This window comes from Bartonella sp. M0192, assembly GCF_016102305.1.
GTDB lineage: Bacteria > Pseudomonadota > Alphaproteobacteria > Rhizobiales > Rhizobiaceae > Bartonella > Bartonella apihabitans.
In genome coordinates this window covers 2154936-2176712 of record NZ_JACFOU010000001.1, presented here as the reverse complement: position 1 = coordinate 2176712, position 21777 = coordinate 2154936, and the positions used below count along the sequence as shown (strand labels likewise).

10 protein-coding genes and 2 tRNA genes are annotated in these 21777 nt (G+C 47.5%); 7 read left to right on the top strand and 5 right to left on the bottom strand.

Features of this window, described 5'->3' with window-relative positions; translation table 11 throughout:
• Positions 1 to 344 precede the first annotated feature (344 nt).
• Complete coding sequence (locus H3S82_RS09450) at positions 345 to 992, top strand: helix-turn-helix transcriptional regulator (RefSeq protein ID WP_077972257.1); 648 nt, start codon at positions 345 to 347, stop codon at positions 990 to 992.
• A 362-nt stretch (positions 993 to 1354) separates the two neighbouring features.
• Here the strand turns inward: H3S82_RS09450 and H3S82_RS09445 are convergent.
• Positions 1355 to 1431, bottom strand: a tRNA-Arg gene (locus H3S82_RS09445).
• A gap of 376 nt (positions 1432 to 1807) precedes the next feature.
• Positions 1808 to 3292 carry an ATP-binding protein gene (locus H3S82_RS09440; protein ID WP_198232753.1) on the bottom strand — a complete coding sequence of 495 codons (1485 nt, stop codon included), beginning with the start codon at positions 3290 to 3292 and terminating at the stop codon, positions 1808 to 1810.
• Between the two features lie 369 nt (positions 3293 to 3661).
• Between H3S82_RS09440 and H3S82_RS09435 the strand changes: the two genes are divergently transcribed.
• The 3 genes from H3S82_RS09435 to pgi all read left to right on the top strand — a co-directional run bounded on the left by H3S82_RS09435 (position 3662) and on the right by pgi (position 10175).
• Positions 3662 to 4909, top strand: coding sequence for an efflux RND transporter periplasmic adaptor subunit (locus H3S82_RS09435; protein ID WP_198232754.1), 1248 nt, complete (start codon positions 3662 to 3664; stop codon positions 4907 to 4909).
• The gene (locus tag H3S82_RS09430; RefSeq protein WP_198232755.1) at positions 4909 to 8151 is read left to right on the top strand and encodes an efflux RND transporter permease subunit; all 3243 of its coding nucleotides are present in this window, start codon (positions 4909 to 4911) and stop codon (positions 8149 to 8151) included. Before H3S82_RS09435 ends, H3S82_RS09430 begins: the two co-directional genes overlap by 1 nt.
• 374 nt (positions 8152 to 8525) lie before the next feature.
• Positions 8526 to 10175 carry a glucose-6-phosphate isomerase gene (pgi, locus tag H3S82_RS09425; RefSeq protein WP_198232756.1) on the top strand — a complete coding sequence of 550 codons (1650 nt, stop codon included), beginning with the start codon at positions 8526 to 8528 and terminating at the stop codon, positions 10173 to 10175.
• A gap of 665 nt (positions 10176 to 10840) precedes the next feature.
• Here pgi and H3S82_RS09420 read toward each other — a convergent pair.
• Positions 10841 to 11473 carry a TetR family transcriptional regulator gene (locus H3S82_RS09420; protein ID WP_077972250.1) on the bottom strand — a complete coding sequence of 211 codons (633 nt, stop codon included), beginning with the start codon at positions 11471 to 11473 and terminating at the stop codon, positions 10841 to 10843.
• A 219-nt stretch (positions 11474 to 11692) separates the two neighbouring features.
• Between H3S82_RS09420 and H3S82_RS09415 the strand changes: the two genes are divergently transcribed.
• The gene (locus H3S82_RS09415; RefSeq protein WP_198224118.1) at positions 11693 to 13057 is read left to right on the top strand and encodes an efflux RND transporter periplasmic adaptor subunit; all 1365 of its coding nucleotides are present in this window, start codon (positions 11693 to 11695) and stop codon (positions 13055 to 13057) included.
• Complete coding sequence (locus tag H3S82_RS09410; RefSeq protein ID WP_198232757.1) at positions 13054 to 16239, top strand: efflux RND transporter permease subunit; 3186 nt, start codon at positions 13054 to 13056, stop codon at positions 16237 to 16239. The genes H3S82_RS09415 and H3S82_RS09410 overlap by 4 nt, the downstream gene beginning before the upstream one ends.
• A gap of 1142 nt (positions 16240 to 17381) precedes the next feature.
• On the opposite strand, the gene H3S82_RS09405 is transcribed toward H3S82_RS09410, so the two are convergent.
• Both H3S82_RS09405 and H3S82_RS09400 read right to left on the bottom strand, forming a co-directional pair.
• The gene (locus H3S82_RS09405) at positions 17382 to 19055 is read right to left on the bottom strand and encodes a formate--tetrahydrofolate ligase (protein WP_198237141.1); all 1674 of its coding nucleotides are present in this window, start codon (positions 19053 to 19055) and stop codon (positions 17382 to 17384) included.
• Positions 19056 to 20479: 1424 nt separating this feature from the next.
• A tRNA-Met gene (locus tag H3S82_RS09400) sits at positions 20480 to 20556 on the bottom strand.
• Between the two features lie 171 nt (positions 20557 to 20727).
• On the opposite strand from H3S82_RS09400, the gene H3S82_RS09395 reads away from it, so the two are divergent.
• Positions 20728 to 21735 (top strand): Gfo/Idh/MocA family protein, encoded by a 1008-nt coding sequence (locus H3S82_RS09395; RefSeq protein ID WP_198233186.1) that lies wholly within the window; start codon positions 20728 to 20730, stop codon positions 21733 to 21735.
• Positions 21736 to 21777: the final 42 nt, after the last annotated feature.

Here is a 21777-nt window from a genome sequence, read left to right as displayed (position 1 = left end):
AACAGCCAGATTTTTAATTTTTTAAAAAATATCAATTTGGCTTTGTTATATATAATTTTAATAAGAACTTATTCTTGAATGGAAAATTGTATGTTCATAATTATCTAAATAATTTTATATGACAAATTATAAAATTTCGAAATGTGAACATAAAATTCACAAATTTTATTTATTTTGTTTAAATTTTAAAAATTAAATTTTATACTTGTTGACAGTATGTAGACAATTATTTTATCATTATTTAATGAAAAATGTGCCAAGGAAAATTAAGCGCAATGGGCACGACGACACTTTTAGGTACTTGTTTGAATAATTGGCAGTAATTTTTAAACATAGGTAAGAAAATGAAGAAGATCGATAATGAGGTAGATGTCAATTGGGTTAAAGAACAAATGAAGGCAGCGGGCATACGCTCGTATGCCGAGCTAGGGCGGAAAAGCGGAATGATGCAACGTACATTAATTACGCTTGTGCTGCAGGGGCAACGAAACATCCAACAGGAAAATTTGATAAAGATGGCGGAAGTATTGAAAGTTTCGCCATTTGATCTCGCTGAAAAACTCGGCGGGCGGACCTACAATTTTCTGTCTGCTTTAAAAGATATGGAAGCGAACGAAAAGTTAGATATTCGGGGTTCGATTGACGATAACTTTGCTGTTCATTTTTATGAAGCTAGGCATTTCAAAACAGTTCATACAGACATAAAAACGCCTGCCGGGAGCTATGGGCTGGTCTATGATATAAAAAACAATCCGGCTACTATCTTTTCTGATTCTATTGCGGTCGCGTTGGAAAAACGAGAGGGCCCGACAACAATGATGTTGAAGCGAAACAATATCGTCTGGCTGGCAGATGGGCGCGTTTTATTAAGGCATGTAGTTTCCGGTCAATTGCGAAATCGTTTTGATATTTTTGGTGCTAATATGCCGCCATTATACGACGTCGAAATTGTTGCTTTTTCGCCGTTACCAATTTTGGCAAAAACATTGTAAAAACGTTATCAAAAAGTTGCATATGGCTGCAAAATCCAGTCAATATTACGAAAAGATTATTTGAAGTTAGAGAACTGTTGGTTCTGGATCCTTTGGGCAAGGGGCTACAGGCTTAACGTGCGCGAAATTGGTGCTTCCATATGTGACGATTGAAATAAAATCCAACTATTTTCGACATTGCACAACGCCGCAGATGAGCTGTTGGAAGTGGCTTATCTAACGGCAATAGTTCCATTTTAAATGCGCATGACAAAATAGAAAGTTGTACCCAGCGTGCTCCTAATCAATTTTCGATAAAAACAAATGATATTTTTATCAAGATAATATATTCGATAATTATTTGAATTTATTGGGAGATTAAATGGCGCACCCGAAGAGATTCGAACTCCTGACCCCCAGATTCGTAGTCTGGTGCTCTATCCAGCTGAGCTACGGGTGCACTTTTGAAAACCACCGAAATGATGTTTCCAGCCAGTCTCCTCGTCGACATCCGGTTTCGAATATCTTCAATCGACTGACAAGCGGTTTCCTAATTGGTTCGCGAAAGAAATGCAAGAGAAGATTTTATTTTTTTGTTCATTCTTGTTGTTCATTCGCCCATATAAACTAGAAATTCCAGCCTTTCGCAGGTTGGAAGCAAAAATTCGTTATTGGCGTTTCATAATGGCAAAACGATAGAGTGAAGCTTTCTAACATCGCAAGGCTTCGTGAAAGCCATGATGATTTGTTGTCATAAAAGCAATAAATCACTGTTCCGGCTTAGTTTTTCGCTCCCCTGTCATTTTTCGGTTCCCTGTTATTTTTCGCTTTCTTTCTCATTCTTCGCTATGTGAGGGGAGATCGGGAACGCGGATTTCAAAATGTGCGCCTTCCTGTTCGTCCTCGATGAGTGTAATTGTGCCACCAAGAGCGTGGATAAGCTCTTCGCATATCGTCAGCCCCAAACCCGAACCATTGCGGCGGGTTGACCCCTGAAAGGGTGAAAACAGATGTTCTTTTGCCTTTGCCGGCAAACCGGGGCCGGTGTCCACGACGTCGATAACGGCCACATTGTCGATTCGGTGCCCGCTAATGGTGAGTTTTTTCTGGAACTTTTCGCTGTCTTCCCGCTCCACCATTGCCTGAACGGCATTGCGGCATAAATTGGTGATGACACGGTGGAGCTGTTCTTCATCCGCATCAATGGTCATATCAAAAGGGACGGAATCAATAAATTCGACCTGATCGGAACCTGGAAGAGTGAGCGATTCAAATACGTCTTCGACAAGATCGTGAAGAAGAAGTGTTTTGCGCTTTGGTGCTTCTTCCTGTGTGCGCCCGTAAGTGATGACGGTCTGGCTATAAGTGACGGCGCGGTCGATTGCACGGATAAGTTTTGGCGCGATCTTCTTCACCATCGGGTCTTTTGCATCGGCAAGGTGATCCGACATCAATTGTGCGGAAGCCAGAATATTCCTCATATCATGATTGATTTTGGAAACCGCAAGCCCGAGATTGGCAAGATGTTTCTGGTGGGCATAGCTTTTTTGCAATTCGCTTTCGATAACCGAAATACGTTTCTGCGTGATACCGAGTTCATCGCGCCGCGCTTCCGGAACAAGGATTTTGCTCGGATTATGCGGTTCCATCACAAAATCCAGCATATTGGTGTAGATATTTTGTAAAGGGCGCACCAGAAGTTCATGCACAATCAAGTAAATCGTTGTTGCCGCAACAATCGCAATGGTAAGTGAGATGACAATAAAATGCCACGAAAAGTCAATCATTGCCTCACGCAATTTCGCGTCTGCAACTGTTACTTCAAGTGTAATATCTGTCCCTTCAATGGGACCGCGCAGGAGCAGGATATTATTGCCGCCAAAATAGAGCGTCGAGAGAGAGTCAAGCAGCGCCTTGGTTTCGCTATAATCGGGAAGGTTGATTGTTTCATTGACTTTTGTCAAATCCGGCGAGGTGGCAAAATTAATTCTTTGGTTATTTTTAACAATACTGATAGCCAATGCGTCGGTGGCTGTCAGAACATTTTTCTGCAAGCTCGGGCTTAAGGTTATTTCGGGGCTCGAAGCCAGAATCATGCTGATGGCTTTGGTCGACTGGTGGTGGTCTTCAAGCCAGCTTTGTTGCATGCTGGCAATAGAGGGCATGAAAACCATAATTTCAGTGATGAAGACCGAAAGCGTAATGAGCAATATAAGGCGCACACGCATACGCCGGTGGAACGGTATTTGTTCATGCTCATGTTGAAGCGACAGGCCTGCCGATGTCGGCGCTTGTTTACCGCTTGTTTCTTCTTTAGCCATTCAACCTCTTTTGACGACCGTCCTCACGGCAAAATGTCGCGTCGGTTTGACCTATAACGAGTCAATTTTGCCTCATAAAACCCGCAATTTTAATTCACTCTATAAAAATCCTTGATTAAGAACAAATTGTTTTTTGCACTATGCGTTCGCTATTTGTGATCGTTCTAATATTACCGAAAATTAACTGGACTAAAAATTGCGGATTTTGCATGAATTAACTTTATTGAAATCGGGGCAATAATCTAAACTCCGTTTCACAAGACTCCGAGGAATGTTAAAATTTGTAGAAGACTTTAAAAACAGAGTGACAAAAGACAGTATCGGATAATAATCTGTCCGGTTTTCTCATCCTTTGATGAAAGCAGCGCGATGAAACGCCCGTCGAAAATTACCATCATCGTCATTATTGGTCTCATTATCGTCGGCTTGTTTGTCTGGCAGGGTTTAAAGAACGGAAAAAATGCCGATCATGCGTCTTCCTCATCTGCTAAAAATAACGAGGTGGCTGTAAAACCGGTAAGCCAAAAACTCATCAATGACCGTTTAAGTGCCATCGGCACGGGAAGGGCACTTGCAACCGTTGCCGTCACCCCCTGGTCTAGCGGTGTGATGGACAAGCTCTATGTGAGTGCGGGAATGCACGTCAATGTCGGCGATCCTGTTGCAAAGCTTGATTCCGATAATGAAGACATCGCCGTCGAGCGCGCCAAAGTGGAAGTCGATGATGCGGAATTGGCCATGGCAAGAACGGTCAAGTTGCGTGCCTCCAATACGGCAACCGAAGTGCAGGAATTGTCGGCAAAACTTGCACTCGACAAGGCAAGGCTTGCACTGCGGGATGCCGAGCTTGCGGCCGACCGCCGCACAATTCGCGCGCCGGTAAGCGGCATTGTCGGCATTTTGCCGGTTGACGCGGGAAATTACGTGACATCCGATACAACAATCGCCCGCATTGATAATCGCGACCATATTCTGATTGACGTTTGGGTGCCGGAACGTTTTGCCCCGCTCATCAAAATCGGTCAACAAGTGAAAGCGACCTCAATTGCCCGCCCCGGTGAAGAATTTGTCGGCCGCATCAGCGCCATTGACAATATGATTGACGAGCAAAGCCGCACTTTGCGCATTCGTGCGGAAGTCGATAATGCCTCGGGTGTGCTCCAGTCGGGCATGTCTTTTTCTGTGTCTCTTGCTTTTCCGGGTGACCCTTATCCGGCCGTCGACCCGCTTGCAATCCAGTGGAACGCCGAGGGAGCCTATGTCTGGTCTGTAAAAAATGGAGTTGTGGAGCATGTGCGTGTCGGCATTGTCCAGCGCAATGCGGATTCGGTGCTGGTCACCGGTGCACTTCAAAAAGGAGATCTTGTTGTCACCAAGGGCGTCCAAAATCTGCAAGATAAAAGTACCGTCGATATTTTGCCGGATGAAGGGGTGAAAGAGGCGGGAAAAAGCGCTTCTCTCGGCAATCAGAATAATCGGTCTGCTCAATCCGGCGGCAATAGTGGACACCATGAAAAAGCAGCAGAAGGGACTCCGGATGAAGCCCAGAAAACAGCCGGTGAACCTCACGAAGTGAAGGGATACGAAAAGAAAGCCCCTGAGGGAGCAAACCGGTAATGGCGGGCGCTTCTCAAAAATCCGGTGAACGCGAAAAGGAGCGCGAAAAGGATAAAGGTGGGCTGGTTGCGCTTTTCATCCGCCGGCCGGTTTCGGCTTTTGTGCTCAATGTGCTCATCATGGTGGCGGGACTTGCCGCACTTCAGGGCATTGATGTGCGCGAATTGCCCGATGTCGACCGTCCGGTTGTAACCGTTTCAACCGATTTCGATGGCGCGGCGGCTGAAACAATCGACCGTGAAATCACCCAGAAACTTGAAGATGCGGTGGCGCGTGTTTCCGGTGTCAAAACCATTTCCTCGCGTTCCTCTTTTGCCCGCTCGCGGGTAACGGTCGAATTTAATGACGGTGTCGATCTTAATGTGGCGGCAGCCGATATTCGCGATGCCATTTCGCGTGTTACCAATGATTTACCCGATGATGCCGATTCATCCCGCATTATCAAGGCAGATTCCAATGCCGATGCGGTGATGCGCCTTGCGGTCACGTCAACAACAATGAGTGTTGATGATTTGACGGTTTTGACCGAAGACCAGATTGTCGACACACTTTCGGCGGTTTCCGGTGTTGCGGATGTGCAGGTCAATGGCGACCGTGACAAGATTTTCAGAATAGACATTAATCCGGCAAAACTTGCAAGTTACGGCCTGACCATTGCCGATGTCACGAAAACACTTTCCGATATGGCACTTGATGCGCCGGCCGGTTCGCTCAGAAGTTCCAGTCAGGCGCTGGTGGTGAGAGCAACCGCCAATATCTCCACGCCGGAAGAATTCGAAAATGTCTATCTCAACAATCGCGTCCGTATCGGCGATATTGCCAATGTCACTCTGGGGCCGGATGTGGAAACCTCGATTGTGCGGGTCAATGGCAAACCCGGTGTCGGGCTTGGTATTGTGCGGCAGGCACAATCAAACACACTCGATATTTCCGAAGGGATAAGAGCGGCTGTTGACAATCTCAACAAAACGCTTCCTGAAGGTGTGCAGATTACCATAACGAGTGATGATGCAAGCTTCATCAAAGGCGCTATTCACGAAGTCGAGGTGGCGCTTATTGTTGCGGTTTTAAGCGTTGTGGTGATCATTTTTCTGTTTTTGTGGGATTTGCGCGCCACTTTCATTCCCGCCCTTTCTATTCCTGTCGCCTTGATCGGCACATTTGCCGCCATTTATCTTGCCGGTTTTTCGGTTAATATTCTAACCCTCCTTGCGCTTGTTCTTGCAACCGGTCTGGTGGTTGACGATGCGATTGTCGTTCTGGAAAATATTGTGCGTCACCGCAATCTTGGCGCAGGGCCGAGGGCTGCGGCGGTCATTGGCACAAGAGAAGTGTTTTTTGCCGTGATTGCAACAACGCTCACCCTCGTTGCTGTTTTTGTACCAATTTCCTTTTTGCCAGGTCAGGCAGGCGGGCTTTTCCGTGAATTCGGTTTTGTGCTGGCAATTGCCATTCTGCTTTCGGCAATTGTGGCTTTGACACTTTGCCCGATGCTTGCTTCAAGATTTCTGAAAGATGTCAAAAAGCCTGCCGGAGCCGTTGCCAATAACGAGGAAAATTTAAACATTCAAAAAAACCGGCGCGTTCAGGAAAACAACGGGCAGGAGAGGCCAAGCGGCGGGCATTCCAAACCGGCATTGCTTTTGAAATTTGCCCATGCATTACAGAATTTTTATGCCCGCAGCCTGCACCGTGCTCTTGACCATCCGTGGATTGTGGTTTTGCTTTCGATCGGCTTTGTTATCCTAAGTGCGGGTGGCTACCTCACTTTGCGGCAGGAATTGACCCCGTCGGAAGACCGCGCACAGGTGTTTTTGCGCATTAACGGGCCCCAAGGAATTTCTGTCGATTATCTCAATGATGAAATGCGCAAGATCGAGGAAGCGCTTTTGCCGTTCAAAGAAAGGGGCGAAATCATCAATACCTATGCGGTATCAGGCACTTTCGGCTCGTCCAATAACGGTTTTCTCATGCTCAATCTTGCTCCCTGGGGCGAGCGTCACCGCAGCCAGCAGGAAATTGTTCAGGAAATCAATCAAATAATGAAGGGTTTTCCGGCTGTGCGTGTCATTGCGGCGGAAGGCAATTCACTCGGTATCAGAGGAGCAGGACAGGGCTTGCAATTTGCAATTCTCGGCACCGATTATGCCAAACTCCAGCCGGTTGCCGATCAACTTGTCAGAAAAATGCAAGAGGACCCGCGTTTTGTCCAGCCGCGCTTAAGTGTTGAAGCAACGCAGCCGCAATTGTTCATCGACATTAATCGCGAAAGGGCAACCGATCTCGGTATTGACATTACCGGCCTTGCCAATGCCGTGCAATCCATGCTTGACGGGCGCAAAATCGGCTCGGTCTATATTGGCGACCGCTCCTATGATGTGAAGCTCGTGTCGAATAGCACACCCGTTAATGACCCGACCGATCTTGAAAATATTTTCATGAAAACGGCAGATGACCGTTTCGTGCCGATGTCGGTGGTGACAACGGTTAAAGAAAAGCCGGTTCCGCCGGAACTCGGACGGGAATCGCGCATGCGCTCTATCGCCTTGACGGCAAGTCTTGCACCGGGTTTTGCACTCGGTGAAGCTTTTGAGCAGGCGCTTGAACTTGCAAAACCGCTATTGCCTGCGGGAAGCTATATCATTCCGCTTGCCGAGGCTGCCACATTGAGTGAAACCTCTTCCGGTCTTATTATCGTCTTCGGCTTTGCCTTGGTCATTATTCTTCTTGTTCTTGCCGCACAATTTGAAAGTTTCATTTCCGGCCTCATAGTCATGGCAACAGTGCCGCTTGGCCTTGGCAGCGCCGTTTTTGCCATGATGGTGAGCGGGGTAAGCCTTAACGTCTATAGCGAGATCGGGCTGGTGCTGCTTGTCGGTATTATGGCCAAAAACGGTATTCTGATTGTCGAATTTGCCGACCAGCTCAGAAACCGCAACCAAACTTTGCGCGAGGCGGTGGAAAATGCTGCCAATATACGTTTGCGGCCGGTATCAATGACAATGATTTGCGCCATTCTTGGCGGTGTACCGCTCATTCTTGCAAGCGGTGCGGGTGCGGAAGCGAGAATTTCTTTAGGCTTTGTGATTGTGGGCGGGCTTGGCCTTGCAACCATTGCAACGCTTTATGTGACACCTGTTACCTATCTCTTGCTTGGCCGCTTTATCCGCCCGAAAGCCGAAGAAGATTTCGAGCTTGAGGAAGAACTCGATGCCGCACAAAATGCCAAAACAACCGGCTGAATGACGAGCGAAACAGGAGACAAACAAAAAAGTGCGGTGATGCACCCGCATTTAAAGGGGAGCAATTTTAAAATCGTCTTACTCGGCTCAAGCGGCGATGATAAAAGCAAACGATAAACACAAAAAGCACGGGCAGGATAATAGAGATAAGCTATTTTGCCGGTTTGTTGGCGGCCTTGCCGGTCGTATATCGGGAGCCTCAAGAAAACCGGCCTTTAATGGCGCGATAAAGGGCTCTGGTTAAAGCCCCGTCGAGTTTATTTTTCAGTGAAGTTGAACTTTCTTTCAAGCGAAATGGATAAAGGCGATTTTACCTCTTTTACTTCACTATGTTTCATCTTAAATTCTATTTACACAATGGAGGGTAGCTTGCCATGTTCCGCAACGAAGAAAAATTTCGCGCCGCTTTCAATGCATTAAAAACCCATGCAAAAGATCCGGAGCTTGGCGATATTCGCTCACTATTTAAAAATGACCCGCAGCGTTTCGAACATTTTTCATTGCGGCTTGATGATTTGCTGTTCGATTTTTCCAAATGCGGGGTTACAGCGAAAACTTTGGAGCTTCTGGATAATCTTGCCGATGCTGCCGGTTTGAAAGAGCGGCGCGAGGCCATGTTTAACGGCGAGGCGATCAATTTGACCGAAAATCGTGCGGTTCTTCACGTTGCATTGCGTGCACCGGAGGGGAGCACGATTATGCTTGGCGACAAAAATATTGTCGAGGATGTGCAGTCGGTTCTCTCGCATATGGAAAAATTCTGTGAAGGGGTGCGCTCCGGTGCGTTGAAAGGAGAACATGGCGGCAAGATTACCGATGTTGTCAATATCGGCATCGGTGGTTCCGATCTCGGGCCCAAAATGGCAACGCTTGCTTTGAAACCCTATCATGACGGGCCGAATAGCCACTTTGTCTCCAATGTCGATGGTGCCGATATTGCCGATACCTTGTCGCGGCTTGATCCGGCAACAACATTGATTATTATTTCTTCCAAAACCTTCACAACCGCCGAAACCATGACCAATGCACGTGTTGCGCGTCAATGGATTGCTGAAAAACTGGGCGAGATGGCGGTTTCAAAACATTTTGCAGCGGTTTCGACAGCACTTGGCAAGGTGGCCGATTTCGGCATTGACCCGTCGCGTGTTTTCGGCTTCTGGAACTGGGTTGGCGGGCGTTATTCCGTCTGGTCGGCAATCGGCCTTTCGGTGATGATGGCAATCGGGCCGAAAAATTTCAGAAAGTTTCTGGCTGGTGGTCATGCAATGGATGAACATTTCCGCACCGCACCTTATTCTGAAAACCTTGCTGTCCGGCTGGGGTTGATCGGCTTTTATAACCGCGTCATCTGCGGCTATCCGACACGCACTGTCATCCCTTATGAAGAACGTCTGTCGCGTCTTCCCGCCTATCTCCAGCAGCTTGACATGGAATCGAACGGCAAACATGTAACCATTGATGGCAAGCCGGTTACAATGCCGACAGGCCCTGTTGTCTGGGGGGAACCGGGAACCAACGGTCAACATGCTTTCTTCCAGCTTTTGCATCAGGGAACCGATATTATACCGGTTGAATTCATTGTTGCTGTGAACGGGCATGAAGAAAACTTGCGTCATCAGCACGACATGCTTCTTGCCAATTGTTTTGCCCAATCGGAAGCACTGATGCGCGGTAGAAGTCAAGAAGCTGCCAAAGCCATGTTGATGAAAGGCGGCATGAGCGAAGCGGAAGCAGAAAAACTGGCCCCGCATAAAAGCTTTGTCGGCAATCGCCCGACATTGACGCTTGTTCATGACAAGCTCACCCCCTTTACATTGGGGCGGCTGATTGCACTTTATGAACACAGGGTTTTTGTTGAAGGCACGCTCATGAATATCAACTCCTTCGACCAATGGGGCGTTGAATTGGGCAAGGAACTTGCCAATGAATTATTGCCTATGGTTTCAGGTCAAGAAAGTACTGACGGCCACGATAGTTCGACAAGCGGTTTGATCGCTTATGTCAAAGAGCGCCGCACGCACTGAAATTCCGGGTTTGAAAAAATTTTAAAGGCAGTGTCTAAAGAGACGCTGCCTTTATTTCGGGCTTTATATCCGCTTTATCTTTTCTGGCGCTTTTTATTTTTCGTCTTACTTTTCTTTCACTTGTCTCGAAGTTCGGACAATAGCTCGTTTTCGGGTTATGGTGGCCATCTGACAGGCTGGCTTTTCTGTTGCCTACATCCTTTCTTCAAGCTTCAGCAAAATAACTCATCCGGTTTTTGAAAATTCCCGCTCGTTAGAAATATGAAGGCGGGGTAAAAAATCTCTTCGAGAAGCGGGCTTTTCTTTTTGGAGAATTTCAAGGGCGGCGAGGCTCACATAAAAACTCTAAAAAAATTTTGCCGCCCGCTTTTGCCGTCCCCTTTGCCGATAGCTAATTTAATGAAAAGCCGAAACCTGTAGGTCAAGAGTAAGGTCTCGAATAAAACAAAAGAGAACAGGGGAAAGGCCAAAATAAGAAATAGTGTAATCACTTTGCTTTTTTAAAAGGCAGGGCGATTTTTAAATGAAATGCTATAATTTTTTAAAAGCGCGGTAATCCATTTATAAAGCGGGATAATTATAGAGTGGGGCAAATGTTTCCAAAGCGTGGCAATTTTATAGATTCGCTATGTGTTTTGAGGAGAGGGCGCAAAGTGAAAAGTTATTCATCCGACAAGTTCGCGGGAATTTTTTCGGAAAGAGCGGGTTTGGCTTAGAATCAATCGTGTACCGAGCGCATAGAGGTCGAAATTCTTTGCCGAATTCAGCCACTCGTGGAGAATGCCGCCCACCACACACACAAGCACGCGCGCGCCATCTTCGGGCTCCCATTCATCGGAAAGCATATCGCGGCTTCGCGCCACATAGAGCATGCGCGTAAAAAGATCGAGCATGCTGTCATGGGCTTCCCTTAAGCGTAATATCATTTGCGAAAATTCATCAACATATTCGCAACGCAAAGTGATGATTGTCATAACCCGCTGCTGGTGCTCGTCCTCGGCAAAACGGCTGAGTGAAGCACAGGCCGATTTTTCTAAAACATCAATCGGATTGATAGAATCATTGCGGCTTACTTCATCAATAAGGTCTTCTTGCGGAAATTTGATACGGTCGATAATGGCATTATAAATGGCCGGTTTGTCGCGGAAATGGAAATAGATTGCGCCGCGCGTGACGCCAGCCCGTTCGGCAATTTCATTGAGCGAAGTTTTGGAAACACCTTTGGTTAGAAAAGCCGTTTCTGCAGCGTCAAGAATGGCTTCACGTGTCTCGCTTGCCGCGGCTTTTGTCCGGCGCATCTTGTTACCCCTTTTTGTCCCGTCATAGTCCCCGCAAACACCACATCTTGTCCTAAAAAAGCAAAATCCTGATTAAAAAAGTTCGATTAAGTCTTTCCTGCCGGTTGTGACGCCTTATTATTGCTGTTATTAAGTGGTTATTAGCGAATTAGCTATTTACAAACATCCATGTATGTATATTTTACCGGACACGAAAAAAATATCAAGGTCTGACATCCTATGACACTATTAAGGAAAATATCGGCCGCTCTTTTTGTTGGCGTGCTGTCTTTTGGACTCGTTGCCTGTGGCAAACAGGAAAAACATATGCCGCCGCCATCACAAGCCAGCGGCAAGGTTATCCATCAGGCAGAAGTTCCGTTAAATTACGAATATGCAGCCCGTGTTGTTGCCTATCGTGAAACCGAAGTTCGTGCCCGTGTCGGCGGTATTTTGTTGCACCGCAATTTTGTTGAAGGCTCGGAAGTCAAGCAAGGCGACATATTGTTCGAGATTGATCCGGACAAATACGAGGCTGCTGTTGCATCGGCGCGCGCACAGGTTGCGCAGGCACAAGCCAATTACGACCAGTCGGTTCGTGATGCCGACCGTGCCGAAGAACTGGTCAAGCAAAAAGTCCAGTCAACTTCATTGCGTGATCAGGCTTTTGCCAAACGCGATGCCGATGAAGCAACATTGATGCAGGCAAAAGCCGAATTGCGCACTGCCGAACTCAATCTCGAATATACGAAAGTTGCCGCCCCGATTAACGGGTTGACCAGTCGCGAGGCTGTTTCGGAAGGTTCGCTTATCGGAACCGACCCGACGTCGAGCTTGCTTACCACCATTACCCAGCTTGACCCGATCTATGTCAACTTCTCCTTTGCTGATGGTGAATATGACCAGATTCGCCATTTAATGGACGAGATGCAGAAGCGCGGCGAAAAGATCGACAATCTGAAAGTCACTGTCCGCCTTGGTGAAGGGGTTGATTACCCCGAACAGGGTACGGTCGATTTTACCTCGCCGACAATTGACAAGCAGACAGGAACCTTGGGTGCACGTGCTGTTATTGCCAACCCCGATCGTCGTCTGGTTCCGGGTATGTTTGTACGCGTGACGGTCACCGGTATCAAATTAGCAAATGCCATGACCATTCCGGAATCGGCTCTCATCCAAAACAGCAGTGGCCAGTTTGTCTATTTGTTGAAAAAGCCCGAGCCGCCAAAGGCCGACCCGAACGCTCCGAAAGGTGCTGAGGCTCAAGCTCCGGCTGCCAACAATGGTGGCGATGCTGGCAAGGGTCAGCCACAAAAGCCGGCCGGTCGGTTGATGGTTGTCGAGCAACGTCCGGTCAAGGCCGTGCGCAAGATGCAAAACGGCGACTGGCTGATTGACAGTGCCGAATTTGATTCAAAAGACAAAAACAAGATCGTTCAGGGGCTTCGTGACGGAGATGAAGTTGTCACCGAAGGCCAGGTTTATATTGAACAGGGGCTGATGCGTGTTCCCGAGGGCAAGAGCCTGATGGTTAATGTCACCGATGACGCGCCGCAACAGGCACCTAACGGGGGCAATGCAAAAGCTTCGGGACCTGCACAATGAGCTATAGTTTCTTTATTAACCGGCCGGTTTTCGCGTCGGTTATATCCATTATCATCGTATTGGCCGGCTTTATGTGTATGCGCATATTGCCAATTGCCCAATATCCTGATTTGTTGCCACCGCAAGTGGTGGTTTCGGCGCAGTACCCGGGTGCCAGTGCCGAAACAGTGGCGCAGACTGTGGCTGTGCCACTTGAGCAGCAGATCAACGGCGTTGAAGACATGATCTATATGCAATCAACCAGCAACGCGTCCGGTACATTGCAGATCACTGTTACTTTTGCGCTTGGAACAGACCCTGATCAGGCAACCATTAACGTCAATAACCGCGTTCAACGTGCTTTGACAACTTTGCCGCAGGAAGTGCAGCGTCTCGGTGTTGTTGCCGATAAACGCTCTTCATCCATTCTCGGTCTTGTTGCCATGCGTTCGACAACCAATGCCTATGACCGTATTTATGTCGGCAACTATGCATTGCTTAACGTTGTTGACGATTTGAAACGTATTCCCGGTGTTGGTGATGCGCAGGTCCTTGGACATGTCGATTATTCGATGCGTATCTGGTTGCGGCCTGACAAGCTTGCCCAATATAATATGACGCCGACCGATGTTATCAACGCGGTCAAGGAACAGAATAACCAATATCCTGTCGGTCGTATCGGGGAACAGCCAGATATTAATGGCGCTTTCACCTATTCGGCAACGACGCAAGGCCGCCTTGTTACAACAGAAGAATTCGGTAACATTATTCTGCGGTCGGATGATACGGGTGCTTCATTGCGTTTGAAAGATGTTGCGCGTATCGAACTCGGTACCCAACAATATTTCATTGAATCCAATTTGAACGGCAACCCGATGGTGCCGATCCTGATCTTCTTGCAACCGGGTGCCAACGCGCTTGCCACCATGCAGTCGATCAAGCAACGTATGGATGAATTGAAAGTTGCCTTCCCTCCGGGGATTGAATATTCGGTTCCTTACGATACCACCAAGTTCATTCAGGTTTCCGTCGAGGAAGTTGTCCACACTTTCATCGAAGCTATTCTGCTTGTTATTGTGGTTGTGTTCATCTTCCTGCAAAACTGGCGAGCGACGCTTATTCCGATTATCGCGGTGCCAATATCCATTATCGGGACGTTTGCGGGTATTTACGTGCTCGGCTTTTCGATCAATATGTTGACATTGTTCGGGCTGGTGCTTGCCATCGGTATTGTGGTTGATGACGCGATTGTGGTGTTGGAAAACGTCGAACGCGTTATGTCGGAAGAAAAGCTTTCGCCTCATGATGCGGCAATCAAGTCGATGAGCGAGGTTACAGGGCCGGTTGTCGCTATTGTGCTCGTTCTGTGCGCCGTGTTCATTCCGGTGTCGTTCATGGGCGGTATGGCCGGTGTTATGTATCAGCAATTTGCTGTAACAATCGCCATTTCGGTTGTGATCTCCGGTACTGTGGCTTTGACATTGACACCGGCTTTGTGCTCGCTCTTGTTGAAACCGCGCCATCGTGAACCGATTGCACCGTTCCGCTGGTTTAACGAAACATTCCAGAAGATCACCAATCTTTATGTTTCCGGTGTCGGCTTCTTCGTCCATAAATTCTGGTATGGCATTATCGGTTTTGTGCTGGTTTGTGTCTTTGCTGTCTTTATGTTCGAGAAGGTTCCGTCCTCTCTCGTTCCGGATGAAGATCAGGGTTATGTGCTTGCCGTTTCGTTCCTGCCTTCGGCTTCCTCCCTTGAAAGAACACAAGGTGTTGTCGACAAGGCCTATAAAATTCTCAAGCAGAACCCTGCGGTCGAGAACATTGCAGAACTTGCCGGTTATGACCTGCTTTCGGGTGGTTTGAAGACAAGTTCGGGCGCTATGTTCGTCATGTTCAAGGATTGGAAAGAAAGACCCGATCCAAAGGATGATGCACGTGTGATTGCTCCACAAGTGATCGGCATGACGTCAGGCATCAAGGACGGTGTCACCATTGCTTTCAACCCACCGCCCATTACCGGTTTGTCGACAACAGGCGGCTTTGAAGTGTATCTACAAGACCGCGCCGGTGGCTCGATTGACGAACTCTTCAATATGACCATGAAACTCGTCAAAGCTGCCAACCAGCGTCCAGAATTGAAGAATGTCCGCACCACTTTTGACCCGAACGTTCCGAAGTACGACTTCCATGTCGATCGTGTCAAAGCCCGTGCTATGGATGTGCCGATCAATTCGATTTATGATGCCCTTTCGGCAACATTCGGTAACATCTATATCAATGACTTCACCCTTTACGGACGTAACTATCAGGTTAAAATCCAGTCCGAAGGCGAGTTCCGTAAAAGTGCGGAAGACATCAAGCAGGTCTTTGTGCGGTCCAATTCCGGCAGCATGATACCGTTGAATGCGCTTGTCCAAACAACGCGTATTACCGGTTCCGACCAGCTTGAACGCTTCAACGCTTTCTATGCCACCAAGATCATGGGTGATCCGGGAACAGGCTTTACCTCCGGTGATGCGATCAAGGCCATGACCGAAGTTGCCGGTAAGGTTTTGCCCAATACCTACCAGATCGCCTGGACAGGTTCCGCCTATCAGGAAGTTGTGGCCGGTGGTGCCGGTTCAACCGCTATGATCTTCGGTATCATTATGGTGTTCCTCATTCTGGCTGCGCAATATGAACGCTGGAGCCTGCCTTTTGCGGTTGTCACCGCTGTGCCGTTCGCAATTGCCGGCGCCTTGACATTCACTTACCTAAGGGGGCTGAGCAACGACGTCTATTTCCAGATCGGCCTCGTTACACTTGTGGGGCTGGCTGCGAAAAACGCTATTCTGATTGTCGAATTTGCTGTGCTCGAGCGTGAAAACGGCAAATCGGCTATTGATGCGGCGATTTCTGCAGCACGTCTTCGCTTCCGCCCGATTGTGATGACATCTCTGGCGTTTATCCTTGGTGTTGTCCCCTTGGCAAGATCTACCGGTGCCGGTTCCGCTAGCCGTCACGCAATTGGTACCGGTGTTATCGGCGGTATGTTGGCTGCAACATGTATTGCAACCTTCTTTATCCCGATGTTCTACAGGCTGTTTAGCGGAAACCGTGCCGGAAGAACTGCTGGTGGAGAGCCGACAAATGGCGGCAATGCACCGGAAGCTCAATCCGCACCCGATAATCAGTCAGGCAATAATGTCCAACAAGCCTGATCGCTTGTTGACCAAGCCAAAAACAAAACCCCGGTCTCCAACCGGGGTTTTTTATTGCCCCGATTGTTCCATAACTTGAATTTCAATGACTTGAATCTCGCGGTCATCCTTTCGGGTTCCACAGCGGCACACGGTACAAGCCAAAGGATTGGGGGAGCGATGTAATTTTAAGGATTTGAATAAAATGATAGCCCGACGACGAATGGAAAACGGAAAGGGGCAAGATGCAGGCAGAAAAACCAGACTGCCGGCGGAAAAAGGGTAGGGGGAGGATAAGAGAAGGAGTACCGCTGGCAGGAACAATCATCAAACTCGGGGAAAAGGGCGGGGATGCGCTACTTTGTAAAACCAATAAATCCATTGAAGCTTAGGAGCAGAACGAGAAGATGGTGCTCGGCAGCGAGAAATTCCTTTGAATTGAGGAACAGAGCAGCAAAACGCAGCTGACCTGCAAGAGTAGATCTCCGGAGGCTTGAAAACAGGTTAGCAAGTTAGCGCTCGGCAACAAAAATAAATTTACCAAAGTCGCTAAAAAGGCCGAGAATGCGATGCCACAACACCTATTAAATCCATTGAAGCCTGCGAATGGGATGAGAAGCCGGTGCCCACAAGCAAGAAAAATTCCTCTGAATAGGGAGCAGAGCAGAAAACGCAGCTGACCTGCAAGAATAGATCTCCGAAGGCTTGAAAACAGGTTAGCAAGTTAGCGCTCGGCAGAAAAATAAATTTACCAAAGTCGCTAAAAAGGCCAAGGATGCGATATACGGCGGCACCAATAAATCCATTGAAGCTTGCGAATGGGATGAGAAGCTGGTTCCTTCCAGCGAGAAAAATTCCCTGCGTTTGAGGAACAGAGAGGGGATGCGCTACCCCATAGCAGTAATAAATCTAATGAAGTTAAGAACCAGAGTAAAAAGATTTCACTCGACCGCAAGATAAATCTTACGAAGTTCTATCCAGCAAAGTTCACGGCAAGGGCGTAAAAGCCGCATGAAAAGGGCCGCTCGAATGTTATTAAGCCTGACAAAAACAGTCACGAGAACGGATGTTTCATGCACCTCGACCTTATAGAGCGCGTGAAATGGCAGGTAACAGGATATATTGCCCGTTAGCCGATCTTATTCATGAAAACGGACTGAAGATTACGAAAGGCCTTCAATATTCCCGTTTTCATCAAGGTGGATTTTTTCAGCCATGGGGTGGCGGGGAAGCCCCGGCATGGTCATGATATCACCGCAAATCACCACAACAAATCCGGCACCGGCACTCAATTTGACCTCGCGTACAGGAATGGTGAAATTTTGCGGTGCGCCCAAGAGTTTCGGGTCGGCCGAAAATGAATATTGTGTTTTCGCCATGCAAACCGGCAAGTTCCCGTAACCTTCCTCGTCCCAGGCTTTCAACTGGTTCAGAATATTGGCCGGAATATCGGCACCACGCCCACCATAAATCTCGCGCACAATGGTGTTGATCTTCTCTAAAAGCGGCAAGTTGTCGGCATAGAGTGGGTGAAAGTTGCTTTTGTTTTCTGAAATCATCTGCACGACAGCACGGGCGAGTTCCTCGGCACCTTCACCACCTTTTTCCCAATGGTGGCAAATAATGGCCTGATGGTGGGTTTCAGCAACGGCTTTCTTTAAAACGTCAATTTCCGCATCGGTGTCGGAATTAAAATAATTGACCGCCACAATGACCGGCACACCATATTTTTCCATATTGGAAATATGGCGCAACAAATTGGCAGTACCTTTTTTCAATGCCTCGACATTTTCATGGGCAAGATCGCCTTTAGCCACGCCGCCATTCATTTTCAGCGCACGGATTGTTGCAACAATGACGGTTGCATCAGGCTTCAAGCCGGCTTTGCGGCATTTGATGTCGAAGAATTTTTCAGCTCCAAGATCAGCACCAAAACCCGCTTCGGTGACCACATAATCGGCAAGCTTCAATGCGGTTTTGGTGGCAATGACCGAGTTGCAGCCATGGGCAATATTGGCGAATGGCCCGCCATGGATAAAAGCCGGATTATGTTCGATTGTCTGAACCAGATTGGGCGCGAGCGCATCGCGCAACAAAACCGCCATTGCACCTTCTGCATGAATGTCGGAAGCGGTGACCGGCGTTTTATCGTAACGGTAACCGATAATGATTTTCCCCAAGCGTTTTGTGAGATCGGCAAGGTTTTCGGAAAGGCAGAAAATTGCCATGATTTCGGAGGCTACCGTAATATCGAACCCGCTTTGGCGGCAAAAACCGTTTTTTACCCCGCCAAGGGAAAGAACAATATCACGAAGCGCGCGGTCATTCATGTCGACCACGCGTTTCCATGTAATCCGGCGGGAGTCGATATTCTGTTCATTGCCCCAATAAATGTGGTTATCCACCATGGCGGCAAGAAGATTATTGGCCGATGTGATGGCGTGAAAATCGCCGGTGAAATGCAAATTAATGTCTTCCATCGGAATGACTTGCGAACGTCCGCCACCGGCGGCTCCACCTTTTTGTCCGAAATTCGGCCCTAAGGATGGTTCGCGTAATGATGCGACAGCTTTTTTTCCAATATGATTGAGCGCATCGGTAAGGCCGATTGTTGTCGTGGTTTTTCCTTCACCTGCCGGTGTCGGGTTAATGGCGGTCACCAGAATAAGTTTGCCGTTTTTATTGTTTTTGAGCGTTTCGATATATTTCGCGCTGATTTTTGCCTTGTCATGGCCGTAAGGAACAATATCTTCGTAAGGAATATCAAGCTTGGCGGCAATGTCACGGATAGGCAGTTTGGTTGCTTGACGGGCTATTTCAATATCTGAAAGATTCATCAAAATTCTCTATTATCAGGCGCAACAGGTAAAAATTGCGGTCATTTCTTCGATTTGGCAAAATGATTGCCATTTTGTCAATCAATGGGGGTTTCTTACCCCACATTTAACAATAATGCCATTTTTAACCGGCAATAAACAGGAAACTCCAATAAAAATTGTCGCTCCTCTTGGGGCTTTAAACCGAGATAAATTGCTTCCACGAGGTGTAATCGGGCGGAAACAACCTTAGCCCCGAAAAACTGTTGAAAATTATTTTGAAAGAAAGCCTAAAAGAAAACAGCCAAATGGTGCGAAAACCGCTTGGATATTTCGGGCATTAAAAATTTAGCCCCGTTGTGGCACTCTTCTTCACTGACAATTTATTTTTTGAAGGAAAACTCTCGCACGAAGACTCATAGGTTAAGCGAGACGGGCAAAAAATAGCTGGAAACCGGTGGATAGCGAAAAATCGGGAAAATAAAGGGATTGGCGAGCAGTTGAAATATTTAAACGCTTTTCCTCCGACGCTCATGTTTTTGACCCGAGACGAGGAAAACAAAACGAATCACAATCCACCACATGGGAGGGGGATAGAAAAATTGCGCGGCACGAAACCGAACAATAAGGCCATCCGGATTGGTTCACTCATTTTGCCGGTGTTTTTATCAAAGATAATCTCGAAAATCCCGAGACTTAAGGTTTCAAGTTGAAGGCGCGCCTTTTTCAATAAGCCGACTTGGAAAGGTATCAAAAGTGATAGGGAGAAGGGAAACAAGCGGGAAAGCTCATAATTACAAGACATTCGCGGCTTCAAAACGAAAATAGAATAAAGATTGAAGCAGAAAATATGAAACCGGTTGATTTGCCCCATAATGATACAAAGATTACTTAAAATTGATGAGGAAAGAAAAATCGGCAATTTTTCTATTCAAAAAAGAAAAACGCTTTTTTAAATAATTGAACGGATTTTTTAAGGGACGTTTTTTAGGGCGCATTTTTTAAGATACGTTTTATCCGGATTTTATAGACTTTCTCGTGCGGGATACAAATAATCGCGCGGCCTTTTCACTTAATGTTCAGATTTTTCGTTTAACACGCTACTTCTTCAATTACCGCGCCACTTTTTTGCTAAACGCGCTGCGTTTCCCATAAAGCGAATGAAATCTTGATGCGACGTGGCTACAGGTTTTGACGGTTTCATGCGGTGGAAAGTGCGGCAAAAAGTGCGGCAAAAAGACCGGTGGTGCGACGTTTTTAACTTGAAACAGCAAGACTTGGGGCGCGGCACCTCGGGAACAAATTTTTTAAAAAATTAAAAAGCCCGATTTCCCGAGAAGAAAGCCATTATGAAAGACTTTATCGTTGTGAAGCAAGCGATCAAGCGGAAAGCTATTAAAAGCGATCAAGCGGGAAGCGATCAAAAAGGGGAGAAACGGCGGCTTTGGTAGCGGAGGAGGGATTTGAACCCCCGACACAAGGATTATGATTCCTCTGCTCTGACCTACTGAGCTACTCCGCCACAAAAAATGTCTTTTTAAAAAACATTTAGCCGTGGCGGCGATATAAGGGGTTCAATCCCACTCTGTCAAGCATCGTTTTTGAGCTTTTCTCTTGTCAATGGCGTTCATGACCGATATTGAACAGATAAGATATTGCTTTTCAGTTCAGCAATAAGGATAAGGCATAGACAATGGCTCCACGCGTAGCAGTTTTGGGATGTGGTTATTGGGGGAGCAATCACATACGTACTTTGAAAAGTCTGGGAGCGCTCGCAGCCGTTTCCGACGTGAACGTTCATCGTGCGGAAGGGTTTGCAGCAGAACACGATGTCGAGGCAATCCCCGTTGAAGAGATTTTCACCCGTAAAGATATAGACGCTATGGTTCTGGCACTGCCGCCGCAATTTCATGCGGAAAACGCCATCAGGGCGATTGAAGGCGGTAAGGATGTGCTGGTTGAAAAACCGATTGCGCTTAATGTCGAGGATGCAGAGCGCGAAGTGCGCATTGCACGCGAACACAAGCGCATCTTCATGGTGGGGCATGTTTTGCGCTACCATCCGGCATTTGAAAAATTGCTTGAACTTGTCAATCAAGGCGCATTGGGCGAAGTGCGCTATATTCATGCGCACCGTCTGGGGCTTGGCAAATTCCATACCGAAAGTGATGCATTGTGGGATCTCGCGCCCCACGACCTTTCAATGATTCTGGCTATAACAAAATGCGAACCTTCGGAAATTCACGGCGAGGGCGCGGCGATTATCGACAATTTGTCCGATTTTGCCCATGTCCATATGAAATTTCCCAATGGCATGCGCAGCCACCTTTTTGCGTCCCGTCTCAATCCCTATCGTGAACGGCGTTTGACGGTGGTTGGCACCAAAGCCATGGCCGTGTTTGATGATGTCGAACCGTGGGGAAGAAAGCTTGCCATTTATCGTTTCGAGGTTTGGCAGGATAATAATCAATGGGCATTTACCGCCGACGAGCCGGAATATATTCCGGTTGAAGAGGCAATGCCGCTCACCCGCGAATTGCAGCACTTCCTGCACTGTATCGAAACCCGTGAGGAACCGCGCACCAATGGCGACGAGGCCATTGCCGTTTTGCGTATTCTGACAGCCGGCAGTGTGCATCACAAAGCAAAGGAAATTGCTGGTAAAACGCAGGCAAAAAATAAAGAAACGGCAAAGAAATAATGTAAAAAGCTGTTACATGCGTCATAGAACTTTGATTACATA